Annotated in this window: 10 protein-coding genes and 1 tRNA gene; 5 read left to right on the top strand and 6 right to left on the bottom strand. The window is 40.2% G+C overall.

The features are described from left to right. Positions 1-10: 10 nt before the first annotated feature. The 3 genes from OQ267_RS14485 to OQ267_RS14475 form a co-directional block, all read right to left on the bottom strand. The gene (locus OQ267_RS14485) at positions 11-3,358 is read right to left on the bottom strand and encodes a SusC/RagA family TonB-linked outer membrane protein (protein ID WP_265836494.1); all 3,348 of its coding nucleotides are present in this window, start codon (positions 3,356-3,358) and stop codon (positions 11-13) included. A gap of 86 nt (positions 3,359-3,444) precedes the next feature. Next, the gene (locus OQ267_RS14480; RefSeq protein WP_265836492.1) at positions 3,445-4,389 is read right to left on the bottom strand and encodes a FecR family protein; all 945 of its coding nucleotides are present in this window, start codon (positions 4,387-4,389) and stop codon (positions 3,445-3,447) included. A 110-nt stretch (positions 4,390-4,499) separates the two neighbouring features. Further along, positions 4,500-5,057 carry an RNA polymerase sigma factor gene (locus tag OQ267_RS14475; RefSeq protein ID WP_265836490.1) on the bottom strand — a complete coding sequence of 186 codons (558 nt, stop codon included), beginning with the start codon at positions 5,055-5,057 and terminating at the stop codon, positions 4,500-4,502. A gap of 262 nt (positions 5,058-5,319) precedes the next feature. Between OQ267_RS14475 and OQ267_RS14470 the strand changes: the two genes are divergently transcribed. Next, positions 5,320-5,904, top strand: coding sequence for a hypothetical protein (locus OQ267_RS14470; protein ID WP_088300166.1), 585 nt, complete (start codon positions 5,320-5,322; stop codon positions 5,902-5,904). A gap of 73 nt (positions 5,905-5,977) precedes the next feature. Here the strand turns inward: OQ267_RS14470 and OQ267_RS14465 are convergent, their stop codons facing one another. After that, positions 5,978-7,243, bottom strand: a complete 1,266-nt coding sequence (locus tag OQ267_RS14465; protein ID WP_265836488.1) for an ATP-binding protein — start codon at positions 7,241-7,243, stop codon at positions 5,978-5,980. Between the two features lie 234 nt (positions 7,244-7,477). Between OQ267_RS14465 and OQ267_RS14460 the strand changes: the two genes are divergently transcribed. From OQ267_RS14460 to OQ267_RS14445, 4 genes are all read left to right on the top strand, one after another. Beyond that, a complete protein-coding gene (locus OQ267_RS14460) occupies positions 7,478-8,092 on the top strand; it encodes a Crp/Fnr family transcriptional regulator (protein WP_088300168.1) in 615 nt (204 codons plus the stop codon). Between the two features lie 30 nt (positions 8,093-8,122). Then, entirely contained in the window at positions 8,123-8,815 is a 693-nt protein-coding gene (gene pepE / locus OQ267_RS14455) for a dipeptidase PepE (RefSeq protein ID WP_265836487.1), read from the top strand. A 143-nt stretch (positions 8,816-8,958) separates the two neighbouring features. Beyond that, on the top strand, positions 8,959-9,396 hold the full coding sequence (locus OQ267_RS14450; protein ID WP_088300171.1) for a DoxX family protein: 438 nt from the start codon (positions 8,959-8,961) through the stop codon (positions 9,394-9,396). 185 nt (positions 9,397-9,581) lie between these two features. Further along, positions 9,582-9,666 (top strand) — tRNA-Ser (locus OQ267_RS14445). Between the two features lie 498 nt (positions 9,667-10,164). Here the strand turns inward: OQ267_RS14445 and OQ267_RS14440 are convergent. Then, positions 10,165-11,646: an NAD(P)/FAD-dependent oxidoreductase gene (locus OQ267_RS14440; protein WP_265836485.1), complete on the bottom strand. Its 1,482-nt coding sequence runs from the start codon at positions 11,644-11,646 to the stop codon at positions 10,165-10,167. A gap of 10 nt (positions 11,647-11,656) precedes the next feature. Further along, the gene (locus OQ267_RS14435) at positions 11,657-13,033 is read right to left on the bottom strand and encodes a radical SAM/SPASM domain-containing protein (RefSeq protein ID WP_088300174.1); all 1,377 of its coding nucleotides are present in this window, start codon (positions 13,031-13,033) and stop codon (positions 11,657-11,659) included. Between the last annotated feature and the right edge of the window lie 14 nt (positions 13,034-13,047).

The following is a 13,047-nucleotide window of genomic DNA, read 5'->3' as shown; positions in this document are numbered from 1 at the left end:
AAATTATAAATTAAAGGTTAACACTCAAACCCAAGATGAAACTTCTGGCTTGCGGGTAACGGCCCACATCAAGGCCATTATTATCCATCCCGATTTCCGGGTCGAAGCCTGAGTACTTGGTAATGGTAAATAAATTGTTGGCAGTGACATAAACCCTTACCGCCCCGGTTTTAAGTTTGCCGGTGAGTGATTTTGGCAAACTATATCCGAGTGTTACATTGCGGATACGCAGATAGGAGCCATCTTCAATATAAAAATCGGAAGCGTTAAAGTTTCCATTGTTATCACTGGTAGAAATGACAGGTACTTTTCCACCCGGATTTTCAGGAGACCACGCATCTAAAATGCCCACCAGCTTATTGTAAGAAGGTCCGCTGGCACTATAAGTCGTTCTCTTAACCGCATTGAAAAGTTTATTTCCTTGCACGCCCTGTGCGAAGATATTGAAATCGAAGTTTTTATAACTGGCATTAAAGCTTAAGCCATAAGAGAAATCAGGATAGGCGCTCCCTGCGAAGTAACGGTCTTTGCTATCAATTGATCCATCGCCGTTAAGATCTGCAAATTTGAAATCGCCGGCTTTAGCATTTGGCTGAATTTTCTGTCCATTTGCATTTTTATAATGATCGGCTTCTGCCTGGCTTTGGAAAATACCTTCCGTTTTTAAAACGTAATAGCTATACAGCGGTTGGCCTACTGTAATAGACAGGGGCGCAAGCTCATTTCTGAAATTGGTACCTATAGCAATATTGGTTAATCCTGGTGCCAGTTCCTCTACCTTGTTATTAACTTTGGTTAACGTAGCGTTCACGGAATAGGTAAATGCCGTATTTTTAGCACTGTTATAAGTTAAACCAAGTTCAATACCTTTATCTTTCACTAATCCTGCATTGATGGTTTGAGAAGTTAATCCTGCGGTGCCTGGCAAAGAACGGGTCAGAATCATTTTATCCGTTTTCTTAATAAAATAATCTGCCACCAAACTTAAGCGATCAAGAACCGTTACATCCAAACCTATATTGGTTTGTTTACTTTCCGCCCATGTTAAATTTTTGTTTGCAAGAATGGTTTGAACATAACCGTTTTGCAGGGTTGGTGTTTGACCGAAATAACTCTGTGTTGCAGCCAGTAACGGATTAACCGCTGATGAAGATAAACTCCCCAGGTTACCTAAAATACCGTAACTTCCTCTTAGCTTTAATTCATTTAACCAGTTGGCTGATTTTAAAAACGCTTCTTTGTTGATAGACCAGCCTGCTGAAACAGAACCATAATTTCTAAACCTGTTTTCTTTGGCAAGCATAGATGAACCATCTCGTCTGCCGATAAATGACAATAAATATTTTTCCTTATAATTATAATTGGCCCTTAAAAACAATGATGAAATGGCTTTGGCATCATAATAACTGGTAGAAGGTTGAATAATGGTGGCATTGGTTAAATAACGGTACTGATTAGACTCATCATCAAAGCCAGATCCGGATGTGTACAAGCCATTGCTTTTGGTTCTCTGAAAGGTATAGCCACCTGTTAAATCAATTTGGTTAGATCCAATGGTGGTTTTGTAGTTTAGTACCTGTTCTGCTAAAAAATCATTTACCGCATCTGCTCTTTGTACCAAACTATTGCTTAACACCGGCTTTCCAACTTCCGGGCGTTTTGGTGTAAAACTTTTAAATTGGGCATCTGATTTGGTGATACTCAGGTTTGACCGAAAACTTAAACCTTTGGCCAGCTGAAGGGTAGCATAAGGATTCACCACCAACACGTTGACAGGGTTATTGATGTCAATTCTTTTTAATTCGGCAACCGGATTAATAATATCTCCGTAATCACCGGCATATTGTCCGCCAGGTAAACCTGCAAAACTGCCATCAGCATTGTAAGGTGTACCATTTGTAGGGTAATAAATGGCCGACAAAAGTGCACCCGTATAATCACTGCTGGTATTGGCACCATTACCATTGGTACTGCTATAAGAAAGGTTTTCACCCACTTTTAACCAGGGTGTAAGTTCATGTTCAGAATTGACCCTGAAATTATAGCGTTTGGTTTTGGTGTTCAGTACGATGCCTTCAGCATTGCGGTAATTGAAACTTAAATAAAAGGTTGATTTTTCACTTCCCCCGTTAATAGCCGTATTATAGTCCTGCAGTAAGGCATTTCTAAACACCTCATCCATCCAGTTGGTTCTGGTGGTTTGTCCGTCAGGATATTTGGAGAGATCAAATGCAGGCAAAATGGTTGTTCCGCCGTTTTTAGCTGCCGTTGCTGCCACCTGTGCACGTTGCTGGGCATTTAAGGTTTCCAGCTTTTTCCAGGCACTTTGTTCTCCAACCTTGGCATCAAAGCTGATTTGCATTTTGCCTTTCTTTCCTTTTTTAGTGGTGATTAAAACCACACCACCAGAAGCACGCGCACCATAAATTGCCGCGGAAGCATCTTTCAATACCGATATTGATTCGATATCGTTAGGGTTCAGGTTTGGCGTCCCCAGAAAAATTGATCCATCAATGACGTAAAGAACACTTTCGCCATTAATTCCACCCGCTCCTCTGATATTGATTCTGGGTGCTGATGTCGGGTCGCCACCTTCATTGGTTACGATTACGCCTGGCGATTTACCAGCCAATACTTCTCCAACACTATTTACAGACCTCGATGACAGTTTATCCAGTGAAACCAAACTCACCGCTCCTGTTAATGTTTCTTTCTTCTGGGTTCCGTAACCTACCACCACCACATCTGCCAAGGTGGATCTTTCCTCATTCAATATAATGTTAATGGTAAGGTGATCACCCACGGTTACCTCTTTGGTGCGGTAACCGATCATGGAAAAGGAAAGCACCGTTTGTGCACTTACTTCAATGCGGTATGCACCATTGGCATCAGTAGTGGTACCGCTTTGGGTACCCACTACTTTAACGGATACACCAGGTAAAACCAAACCGGTTGAATCTTTCACTACACCTGTTACAATCCGGTCGGGTTGATTAAAAGTAGCATTATTCAAAATGACGTAGTCGCCCTTTTCTTCTACGCGAAGGCCTAATTTATCCAGCAAAGAACGAACAGGCTCCATCTGGAAATCGCCGCTGAGCTGTGTATTTGTTTTTTGAAGAAGATCGGGATTGTAAACAAAGCTTAAACCTGAAACGCTTTCGATCTCCCGGATAATTTCATTGAGTTTACGGCCCTTGCTGATTTTAATGTTCACTTTGCTTTTGGCCAATCGCTGGGCCATACCGGGCGAAGCCAAAAGTGAGCTGCAGAATATGCAGATGATTGAAAATGTTAAGCATGAATATTTCATGATCTGATAAAGGGATAAGGTCCTCCTGGACGAGGTTGTTTTCATTTGTTTGTTTGCTTATAAGAGTTAAAATAGTTGCGAATAGTCTGTTTGAATAGCCACAGGTAGTTTATGAATGATTTAATTGTACATTATTGATAGATTTTAAATGTTTGGTGATTTTGATCTGAACTAAATTTGAGGTGGTGCAGTGTGCAAATGATATCAAGAATTTCTTCAGGCCGCTGTGCACTGTTAAATGTTGCCGTTGTTTTTAAGTTCACTAAGGAAGTTTGATGCAGCTGAATTTTAATATGATAGAGGTATTCCATCCGCCGGACAACCTGCATTAGTGTGGTTCCATTGAAATTGATTTCAACGGGGCGGACATCACGAACAGTATTGAGGATAGATTTGCCGCTAGTTTTATTAAATGAAAGTTTCTGATTTCTGGTTAACGTTCCCAGCAGTTTATCTTCATTTTTAATGGCCACCTTACCTGTTGAAACGATGACTTCCACTTCTTTTCTGGCATGATAGGCACGAATGAGAAACGAAGTTCCTAATACGGAAACATTTAAATGGTTGGGAAGCTTCACCTGAAAAGGTCTTTTTTCATCATGCGCAATGGAAAAAAATGCTTCTCCTTCTATGATGGAAACCTTTCGGGAATTTTTCAGGAATTTCTCAGGGTAAGTAATTTTGGCTAAAGGGGCTAAAGTAATTTCCGAACCATCGCTCAGTTTAATTTTTTTACGCTCGCCTGCCTGGGTTGAGGCTGTGATTTGTGTATTAGGGATTTCATGCCCTGTATGCTGTTGCCAAAGCCAGAACGTAACAGAAACAACAATTGCGATGGCAGCGGCAATGTTGATCCAGTGTTCCAATAAGAAAGGCTTCCTGGTTTCCTGATGATTAATAGCCAATCGCAGTTTTTGAAACATCTCTTCACTGATGGCAGCTTTTTGCTTGCCTGCAGGTGCTTCCTGGTTGGTGCCTAAGGCATTGTACCAATCTGTTACCTGATCACATTCTTCAGAACTTGCCGCTCCGTCCAGATATTTCTCCAACAGTTGTTTTGCCTTTTCTTCGCTCATTTGTATAGATGTCGTTTCAAAAGGAAAAGGGTACTAACCAAAAATGTTATCAGTAAGTTAAGTTTTGGTTAAGACCGGTAAAATGAAGAAAAGACCAGGTCTCAAATGAATCAAAACCATAAAAATGCGATAAGCAGCAAGTAGGATAAGTTTTCGCGGAGTATTTTCATTGCTGTGGTAATCTGGTTTTTTACCGTCTGTACAGAAATGTTAAGTTCAGCTGCAATCTCCTTAACGGTTTTATCCTGTTCCCTGCTCATCGAAATCACCAAACGCATCCGCTCAGGTAGAAGTTGCAGTACAGCCTCTACCTCTTTTGCAGTATCCTGGCGTATGAGGTGTTCATCCGGGGCAATTTCCCTCCGCTGATTCATCAGGTTGGCGTATTCAACCTGGTGAATATCTTTAATGGAACTGGATCTGTAATAATCGATTACCCTATTTTTTACCGCACCACATAAGTAGCCGGAAAGGTGGCCCGTTAAATCAAGTTTCTTTCGTTTTTCCCATAAAGAGATAAAAATCTCCTGCGTGATGTCTTGCGCAAGTGTTTCGTCGCCCAGCTTTTTAAAGGCTAAATCAAATACCTTTTCCCAATGGATATGGAATATTTGCTCCATTGCAGAAGGATCATCGTTTTTTAATGATGCAATTAATAAGTCGCTCAATGCTTTTAGTTTGCTGCAGCAAAGCTAGCAAGCCAATATTCACTTCATATTAATTCTTTATAAAGAGTGATGCATTAACTGCTCTTTCATGAAGGACTTATTTCAAATTAGTATCTGTATTAAGTGATTAGAACATCAATAAAACCTAAAATACTGATTTTCAAAAGGAAATAAAATAATTTAAACATTATTTAATTATAAATGTTGGCTCTTTAAATCGAAAATAATCTCGGTTATTATATTTATTATTAAATCATTTATCATGAAAAAAATTTTTATCTCTAGTTTATTCTCAGTAGCATTATTTATGGGTGTTGCTCAGGCACAAATTCAAAAAGGCAATGTAATGGTTGGTGGAAACCTGGCCAATATCAAGTTAGGTTTGGATAACCCTAAAGTTTTCAGTGTAGACATTACACCTAAAGCAGCCTGGTTTATCCAGGATAACCTGGCATTGGGTGGATATGTAAACTTTGGTTTAAGTACGACAAAAAATGCACCAACTACAACTAATTATGGTGTAGGTGCGTTAGGTCGTTATTATGCCGGTAAAGACGTTGAAGTATTAAACCACGGACGTTTCTTTGCAGAGGCAACAGTTGGTGTTGGTGGTACCAGTGTAAGCAGAGGTGGTGCCAATACAAACGGCTTAAACCTAAGTGTTGGTCCGGGTTTTGCTTATTTTATTACACCAAACATTGGTTTAGAAACCTTGTTAAAATACAATGGTTTAGTAGGATTTGGTAATACTACAGCTCAAAACAGCTTAAACCTTTCTTTTGGTTTCCAGGTTTATTTACCTGGACAAAGAACGGCTAACAAAGTAAAAGGCGATATCCGTAATTAATAACGAATAAATATTACAAAAAATGCCGGTATCGATCAGATACCGGCATTTTTTATTTCTGTAAAAGAAGCATTTATACAGGTAGCCCTAAAGCCTCTTTTAATTCCTGACAATCTTCTTCCTCCAGCGAAATAATTTCATTCAGCAGATTAAAGATTCCCTCCTTTTCATTAGTTTTTAGCATCAGATCAAATAAACGGATCACCATTTTCTTTTGATCAATGTTTAAACTGCTAAATAATTTAGGTTCTACTTCATATAATATTTTAATCAGCCGGATTAATTTTGGTTTAACCAGTTCCTTTTCGTGTGCAGTTGTATAATTCGGAAAAATCCCATCCTGCTCCAGACTTTCTATTAAGCGATCTGCATATTCCCGTAAAAATGGCTTTCGTTTATTTTTCAGGTAATCATTTAGTTCCTTAATTAGAAAACGATATTCCGGAGAAGATTTAGCTGACCCGAACAAAGCCACTTGTTCTTCATTTTCAAAACTTTTAAAATCAAAATCCCTGAAAAAGTCGCTATCTATATAAACGCTGTGAAAGTAATCGTCACTTTTTTTATTCAGGGTAGTGTAATCCTTATAAATTTCTTCGCCACCTGCCATAAAGTAATATTTAGAGAGTTCTTTATGCAGACTCTCCTTCCAGTGTACATATTTGATTTTAAACCTAAAGGCTGTATCCGCATAGTAAAGCTCAAACTCTTCCATACTTTTAACATTGGCTGAGAAATCCAGCGCATTTCCATTCACCAGCACTTGCAGTTTCTGGTGTCGGTTTAGTTCAATAAACCAACAAAATTCCTGAACTAAGAAAGGGATTACGGTTTGCTTAAAATCCAATTCACCAATACGCAGGTTAGTAAAGGTAACCACTGTTCCCGTCGTTTTAGCCGCATGAGGCTGCTCAAAGGCTTCGTAACTATTCAACCTTCCGGTATTGATTTGGATGACTCCCTGATGAAAGCCTTTATCATCCTGGTAAGTGGTATTCCAGCTGGCATTGTGGGCAAAAGTGAAAAAAGTAAGCCGGCCAACACCGTTCCGTCCGTGCATTTTGGAAGTATGCTTGGGAGCTGCAATTTGAACAGCCTTTTCTGATTCGAAAAAGGGATCAAACTTCTGCTGTAATTTTTCAAAGTTAATGCCATAACCATTGTCTGCAATTTGAAGACTATCCAGCCAGCCAAGTTCATTGCTCACATAATCGATGTGAATGGTATCAGCATTGGCGTCAAAACCATTCCAGATATATTCTGCTATCGCTTGCTTTTCATTATAATTTTTTAATACCCTTTGAATTCCCTTGGAGGTAATATTAACTTTCTCAGACATCTATTACTAAATTAATTAGCAAATATATCAGAATATTCCTGAATCTGTAAACTGTTGATGTCATTCACATCATTTATATTAACAATACTAAGGGAAGCAAGACTAAATGAATTTAGTTGTAGGTATGTGGCTTATCCCATTATCTAACTAAAACACCATAAAAGCATAACTAACTTTACTATTCTGCTATTTTTATATTTTTAATTGCGAATTTTGCTGAAAAGTAATTTTTAAATGAACATCGAAAATGTCTATGGCGATCAAAAGTGGGCCTCATCTGGCGGGCAATCACCCTTAATTGCTGTCTTTAAATCATTTCATCAACTTAATCCAGAAATTGAGGCAGTGATCAATGCCTATACTTTTCCGGTAAACTTTCCGAAAAATAAACACATTGCATCGCCATTAAAAAGAAACAAGTATATCTATCTGATCCTGCAGGGCGCTGTTCATGGTTACATTAAAATGGGCAATAAAAAAATCACCACGTGGATTGCTGCGGAAAATGAACTTGCAGGAACAATCAGAAACCTGTGGGAAGATGTCATTACTGATGAATATATTGAAACCATTGAAAATGTGTTCGCCATTGCCATTCCACACAGCATGTCTAAATTGCTATATGAAAATTATCCTGTCGCCAACTATGTAGGCAGAAAGATGACCGAAATGTATATCAAAGGTGCATCCGAAAGGGCATTTATTGTGCGGTTACCTACAGCTTTAAAACGCTATCAAAGATTATTAATTTCTTACCCGCACCTGATGAACAGGGTACCGCTAAAATATATTGCCTCCTTTATCAGCATGCGTTTAGAAACACTTAGCCGCATCAGAAGTAAAGTTTAACAACTATGCTTTTTATAATCCAACTACATAATGAATATTATTCTCGCTTCTACTTCGACGCTCTTCGGCGGCACTTATCTCCACTACCTTAAAGATGAAATTATAGACCTTTACAAAGGCATTGATGAAATTATCTTTATTCCATTTGCCAGACCAGGCGGCATTTCGCACGATGAGTATACCGATAAAGCCAGGGATTTTTTCGCCGCCCTGGAGATTAAGGTACGTGGTTTGCACGAATTTGAAGATCATATTAAGGCTATAAACGACGCCAGGGGATATTTTACCGGTGGCGGAAATACGTTTATGCTGGTCAAAACCCTTCATGAAAACGGCTTAATGGATGTTTTAAAAAGCAATATCGGAAATGGCAAAGCTTATCTGGGCTGCAGCGCCGGAAGCAATATTGGCGGCATTAATATGAAAACCACGAATGACATGCCGATTGTTTACCCGCCTTCCTTTAACTGTATGGAACTGGTTCCTTTTAACATTAATCCGCATTACCTGGACGCAAACCCTGACCTGAAACATAACGGAGAAACCCGGGAAACAAGAATAATGGAATTCTTAACTCAAAACAACATTAAGGTGATTGGTTTAAGAGAGGGCAACTGGATCAGAAGAATTGGCGACCGGATTACTACGGAAGGTACGGAACAGACAAGAATTTTCGAACAACATAAAACCCCATATGAAGTTGATCCGGGTACAGTGCTTTAACAACAGCATCCTGATTAAAGACCTACCCTTTTTAACATGTGTAAATATGATGATCACATGATTTAAATTACTGAAAATAAAGCAGGTAAACTTTGTTATTGATACCGACTTTCTGTAAATTGGATATACCAAATATAGAAATCATGAAACTACTCAAGAAAATTAAAAAATGGGGGGATCAGCATCATCCTCAATGGATTGATTATTTCAGAATATTGTTAGGCATCATTCTCATCTGGAAGGGTGTTGGTTTTTACATTAACATAGAAGCCTTTAATCATTTAATGCGAGGCGCAATGCTCAGTACGGCATTCAGTATTAGCATAGCAGCTCATTTTATTATTTTAGTCCATATTATTGGCGGTATTGCTATTGCCCTGGGCACACATACCAGGTTATTTTGCCTGGTTAACCTGCCCATACTAATCGGAGCTGTCTTTTTTATCAATATTTCTGCCGGGATATTTAAACCCTATTCGGAATTCTGGTTTTCATCGCTGGTATTGATTGGACTCATTTGTTTTATTGTCGAAGGAAACGGGGTGCTGGCTGTAGACAAAACGCAGCCTGTTCCTCAATAATTGACGTTTAATCGGGACTTTAATTCTGGCTAAAAAGCCAGGGATGCCACTATTTCCGCGAATTGAGCTTGATTTTTCTTTAAAAATAAAATGCTAACTTAATGGTTAACAAGAAGTAATGTTTTTTATTGAATATTAAAGCTAAAATGATTTGCAGATTACGATCAACTTTGTACTTTTGCAGCGGAGAGCTGGCAGAGTGGTCGAATGCGGCAGTCTTGAAAACTGTTGACTGTAATAGGTCCGGGGGTTCGAATCCCTCGCTCTCCGCAGCATAAAATTAAAAGCCTGTTTATCGTATGATAGACAGGCTTTTTGCTTTTTGGTAAAAAATATAAGGCATGATTTTACCTGCGAATATGATTTCTGTTTGAGGCGGTTCGGAGAAGCAATAATAACTTTGCGGTGAAGTACCTTAAAAATTTCGGAAAGATTATCAGGATCTGTTTGGCAAATGGATGGATGACCAAGGAATCATTTCCTAAATTATAAGCATAACGTTAAACCTGTGAAAAGACAGTATTTGACGGAAGGTGCAATTAAGATTATTGCTTCTAAATCCATATCTCGGAAAGTCTAATGAACTTGTAGTTAACTCGTTTTTTACTTTTACAGCCTATTCTTCCATGAGGCTGCTCATTAAAATTATCCGTTCCAGATTCTTTTTCATGGTAATTTCTTATTAAACTATTATGTCCCCATTGCCTGCGTTTTGGTTTTGGACAACAAAATATTCACACTTAAGCCCTAAAAAAGTAATAGCTACGCTCAAATTACTTCCAACAGTCCGAGATGACACAAACGGACTAGGATATCCCCGGCCATTTCAAATGGTATCTGCCGGCTCCAGAAATAGATCAGCTCTCCAATGGTTTCACCTCCTTTAACCGAGCTGATAAGGGGGAAAATCGCGACATTGCCGATATAAGCAACTTCCCTCTCCAACATAGGATGCCGAATAGTATCCTTTAACTGTAGACGATCGTTTTCGACACAGACTGCTTTGGTAAAAGTAACCTGTGGAGAAATCCTTACCTTTTTATGCCATAATTGGTCTATCGCATCTGCCGGCTTTATACGGGCACCGACAGTATTGTCTTTTTTATTGATGGGGCTTTCCTGTAACTTTAGCTTCAGTTTAGTGTAGAAGGCAGTTTCGTTAGCCTGTGCCGATATACCTACTTGAGATCTTTCTTTCCAGAAGCCGTTGTTGCTACCGGGCCAAGCACTATGGTAATATCCGCCTGTCCATTTTATATGCTGACTAATTGAATCTGCCATGTGATTCTCAAAAAAGGCCTGCGAAATTTCCACATCTCCGGAGTTAAGTATATTATTTACAGCAATTACCGTCTGTAGCGAAAAACGCATCGCTTTTTCCACTCCTGAAGAGGATAAGGGATCGAGTGTAAATGCGGCCTCTCCAATCCTGACATAGTTGTTGTCCCAGGGGTTATTATGACAATAATTCAATACCACACAGCTTTTGATTCCGGAATTTGAGAGACCAGTAAGCCCCTTACGAAACAATAAGGAAGAAGATACGCTGTGTTGAAAAAGCTTTTCTGGATGCTCTTTGCGAAGATCTGCCAGCGCAAAAAAAGCCATCATCCTAAATAACTTATCACCTGGTAAGGGTGAGCCCCATAACCAACCATTTTCCTGTGCCTCTATCAGGGTACAGGCTGGCATCGAAACGCTGCTGGTATTTGCGTAAAGCGCAACCATCGGTGGCGCAGTAATGATTTTATCGATCATCCTGCTACTGCTCCTACCTCTGGAGTCAAGCACAAAAATCGTTTTGAGCTCCATACACTGATTTTTTATCCTGATCAGCACCTTCCAATGATCGCTTTCTCTGCGAAAAATTTCCTGCTTTGCAGGCTGAAACAACACCAGCCCCTTTGAAACTGCCAACTGGATCAGATCATGGTCCAGTTTCCCTCTATCTACCATAATACCGCCGTTATGGTTCCTTAGCTCAATATTTCCCTCTTTGGCATTCTCCCAGATTACCCGGGCTGGGAGCTCATCGATATAGCCACGCTCCTTCAGCAGATGTCCTGCACCCAAGTAATCGAAAATGTTCCGAATACCTACAGATAAGGATTCCCCGATCTGCGGACGTGGAAAAACATGCTGTTCAACCAATGCTACGCGGTGACCAAGATCAAGAAGCCTGATTGCAGCAGAGGTTCCAGCAGGCCCTCCGCCAATGATTACTACGTCGAATACTTCAGGATTTCCCATTGAAACAAACTTAATTGAACCAGCCAGGTGCCAATCTCGAAATCCGCTCGTGTGCCTGAATGGTATAATGGAGCCAGCCTCGTATATAATCACAGGCATTTCTTCCTTTATCAATCACTTCATGATGACAACCGCCTCCACAGAGATAGCGGGCCCAGCACTGGTTGCAGGGAGACTGTTGATGCACATGTCTTGACTCCAGCCAACCATTCTGCAACTCTACATCAATGCCATTTAAAATATCACCCATGCGCCCGGCCGGTTCATTAACAAACCTGTGGCAAGCAGCAATTTCTCCATCTGCAGATACCCCCATGTAGCCTGCACCGGCGCCACATGGGTAGGGCCGGTGTGTTCCTTTATTGATTTCTTTAAGGGCATTGACCATATTCAGGTAAGGATAACGTTCACCCTGCAGCACTTTCTTTTCAAAGTGCAAACCACAGGCGATCATTGCCCCTAACAATTGCTCTAGGTCTTTTTCATCCATTTCACCTTTTCCGTTACTGGAGTTTAATAACGGGGAAAAACCTACACTATGGAAACCCATTTCGATAAAACCCTCAAGAACCTCAAGCAGATTAAGGTTTGCAGGAGTAACCGTTACACGGGCTGATACCTGCATTTTCCGCTGAATCTGCAGCAGCGGCTTAATATTTTCCATAATCTGATCATAGGTACCAGAACCGCTTTTCAGTGGCCGTTGTGCATCATGTTCTTCCCTTAATCCATCAAGGCTGACTGTAACGGAAAAAGCATATTTTTCAAAAAAAATGGCATCATCTTCGGTCAGCAATGTTCCGTTCGTAGTAATGGAAAAACCGATGTTAATATTTTTTTCCAGTGCCTTTTCGGCTGCGTATGCAGTTGCTATCCTTATCGCTTTCCGGTTCAGCAAAGGTTCTCCACCAAGGAAAGTAAGCTGTACACTTCCGTTTTCAGGACAGTCTTTAAGCAGTAGGTCGATCGATCTGGTGGCCACATCTAATGACATGCTTTTCATTGCGCCGCCAAAGCCTCCCTGATCTGCATAACAATAGGTACACCCCATATTGCATTTTTGAGCTATAGCCAATGAAAGCGCATAGACCGCGGGGCTTTTTAATGGCACATCATTTATTTTCAGCGGTGCATCAAGGCCCATATCCATCAGCTTGTTTTTAAGCCCGTTTTCATCTTTTGATCCCAGGAGCACTCGAAACTCTGCCTCAGTCTGGGGAGAAATCCGGTAAAGCATAGTGCCGTTGGTAACCAGTAACTGTGTATCCTGTCCACCTCTAACCAAGTGTACCTGCGGAGAGACCGGTTTGGATTCGGCTGCAATTTTTATCGCCATCCTGCCAGCTATATTGCCTGCCGGGGAATCTGTCTGTTTAAGCGTTAACATAAGTTATCTCCTTT

Source organism: Pedobacter sp. MR22-3 (genome assembly GCF_026240075.1).
Taxonomy (GTDB): domain Bacteria; phylum Bacteroidota; class Bacteroidia; order Sphingobacteriales; family Sphingobacteriaceae; genus Pedobacter.
The sequence above is the reverse complement of the archived record's forward strand: the minus strand, read 5'-3'. Positions and strand labels throughout refer to the sequence as shown.